The sequence below is a fragment of the Pricia sp. genome (assembly GCF_041745955.1).
Lineage (GTDB): Bacteria > Bacteroidota > Bacteroidia > Flavobacteriales > Flavobacteriaceae > Pricia.
Window position 1 is genome coordinate 1 of record NZ_JBGTHY010000250.1, and the last position, 1,958, is coordinate 1,958.

Below are 1,958 nucleotides of genomic sequence, written 5' to 3' on the forward strand. Positions count from 1 at the left end.
AAAGGTGATCTTGGTACCCCGCCTTCTGGTGGTTTCGTCGAGCAATTCTTCGTCCTGAAGCTCCCCGATCGCAAATTCTGCGGACTTAGATTTGCCGTCACGGGTACTTTCCACTCGAAAAAAACTGGATAAGGCGTTCACCGCCTTGGTACCGACCCCATTTAAGCCTACGGATTTTTTAAACGCTCGCGAATCGTACTTGCCCCCAGTATTCATTTTCGAAACCACATCGACAATCTTTCCCAAGGGAATTCCCCGGCCATAATCCCGCACAATAACGCGGTCACCTTGAATGGAAATCTCGATAATCTTGCCCGCCCCCATCACAAATTCATCGATACAGTTGTCGATGGTCTCTTTTAATAGGATATAAATGCCGTCATCTGCGGAAGACCCGTCGCCCAATTTACCGATGTACATACCGGGCCGCAGGCGGATATGTTCTTTCCAATCGAGCGAGCGGATATTTTCTTCGGTATATTGGCTTTCGTCATATTGGCTTTCGTCGGACATGGGCAGAATTTTGCAAGTGCCGCTAAAGATAGGGCGGTTCTTAAAAATAGGAAACCCCTAACCGGTAAAGTAATTAACAATGAAAAGGGACGGTTTGTTGATAGTGGGACGGTTTTCTGCCGAACGATGACCGATGACCGATGACCGATGACCGATGACTAAAATCAAAATAACAACTCATACCTAATGAACCAACTTCCTAATTTCAACATAAGTTCACAAAATCACCTAAAGCGTTCATGTATCCCATCAACTTTTTATACTTTTCAATCTACAAATAAAAGGTATGGATTTTATCGATTACTACAAAGTTCTCGGGTTGGACAAAAAAGCATCCGAGGCCGATATTAAGAAAGCATATCGTAAACTGGCGCGCTTGCACCACCCGGATTTGAATCCTGACGACATGGAGTCCCAGCAAAAATTCCAACAGATCAACGAGGCCAACGAAGTCCTTAGCGACCCCGAAAAACGCAAGAAATACGATAAATACGGAAAAGAATGGCAACATGCCGATGCTTATGAGGAAGCCCAAAAACGGCAATCCGCCTCAGGTGGATTCGGCGGTGGTTTTGGCGGCGGTCGCCCGCAACAAGGTTCCGGCAATTTTTCCGGAAGTGAGTTTTCGGATTTTTTCGAATCCATGTTCGGAGGTGCGAGCGGAGGTTCAACAAGAAGTAACAGTAGAAGTTCACGTCAATTTAAGGGACAGGACTTTAACGCAACGCTTCGTTTGAACTTGACGGACATTCTCAGTTCCCAAAAGCAGACCATCGACCTTGGGGCAACCAAAATTCGTCTCACCATTCCCGCCGGGGTCGAAGACGGGCAGACCATCAAAATAAAAGGGTACGGAAGCGAAGGAACAAACGGCGGCCCGAAAGGCGATCTGTACCTAACCTTTCAAGTATTCAACAACACCGCTTTTCAACGGGTTGGAGACGACTTGTATAAAACTGAGGAAATTGATTTATATAAAGCCTTGTTGGGCGGAGAGATACAGGTCGATACCTTAAGCGGAAAGGTCAAGCTAAATGTAAAGCCCGAAACGCAAAGCGATACCAAAGTAAAGCTAAAAGGCAAAGGCATGCCCAAGTACAAAAAGGAAAACCAGTCCGGCGACCTCTATATAACGTACAAGATAACCCTACCTAAAAACCTGACCGATAAGGAAAAAGAGCTTTTCACGGAACTTTCTAAATTGAGATAACATGGAAAAGGAAAACTATATTCTGGTTACACAGTATTGCGAGACAACGCACATACCGAATGCCTTTATCGACGCCCTAAGCGAATTTGGACTCATAAAATGCCGGCAAATCGAGACAGAAGTCTATATATTGGATGAAGAAATCCCCGTAATCGAACGCTTTGACCGCCTGTATAATGATTTAGGCATTAATTTGGAAGGTATCGATGCGCTGAACCATATGATGCAGCGACTT

3 protein-coding genes are annotated in these 1,958 nt (G+C 45.3%); 2 read left to right on the forward strand and 1 reads right to left on the reverse strand.

The window, feature by feature from the left end; all coding sequences use genetic code 11:
* The coding region (locus ACEW8S_RS09010) for an ATP-binding protein (protein ID WP_373517825.1) at positions 1-513 on the reverse strand (513 nt) is incomplete at its 3' end.
* Positions 514-799: 286 nt separating this feature from the next.
* On the opposite strand from ACEW8S_RS09010, the gene ACEW8S_RS09015 reads away from it, so the two are divergent.
* Positions 800-1,723, forward strand: coding sequence for a DnaJ C-terminal domain-containing protein (locus ACEW8S_RS09015; RefSeq protein WP_373517826.1), 924 nt, complete (start codon positions 800-802; stop codon positions 1,721-1,723).
* A gap of 1 nt (position 1,724) precedes the next feature.
* On the forward strand, positions 1,725-1,958 hold a 234-nt coding region (locus ACEW8S_RS09020), incomplete at its 3' end, for a chaperone modulator CbpM (RefSeq protein ID WP_373517827.1).

Coding starts and splice junctions, on each gene's coding strand:
- ACEW8S_RS09015 (WP_373517826.1), top strand. CDS start 800: ATGGATTTTATCGATTACTACAAAGTTCTCGGGTTGGACAAAAAAGCA.